The following is a 294-nucleotide window of genomic DNA, read 5'->3' on the forward strand; positions in this document are numbered from 1 at the left end:
GCCTGGGTCCAGCCGCGGGCCGCCAGGCGCGCGTCGATGCCGTCGACGCTGCGCTGGCTGACCAGCGGCGATGCGCCCTGCGGCTTCATCGCCCAGCGGTAGGTCCGGAAGGAGGCGAAGTTCGCCCCCGGGTCGAAGTCGGTGTGCACGGTGGGCGTACTGGCGCTGGCCACCAGCGAGGTGGCGAGGACCGCGATCGCAAAGGCTTTCATCACACGACACTCCGGGGCGGTGAACTGGCTTCCAGCCTAGCCCCCTCCTGCCTGCGTGGTCATCCGCATAACTACGCAGGCC

General features: G+C 70.1%; 1 protein-coding gene. It reads right to left on the reverse strand.

The features are described 5' to 3' along the window. Positions 1–212, reverse strand: a 212-nt coding sequence (locus tag ACQG3P_RS19245; RefSeq protein WP_426805934.1) for a DUF4136 domain-containing protein, incomplete at its 3' end; no start/stop codon positions are given. Positions 213–294: the final 82 nt, after the last annotated feature.

Source organism: Stenotrophomonas sp. SrG (assembly GCF_050031795.1).
Taxonomy (GTDB): domain Bacteria; phylum Pseudomonadota; class Gammaproteobacteria; order Xanthomonadales; family Xanthomonadaceae; genus Stenotrophomonas; species Stenotrophomonas rhizophila_A.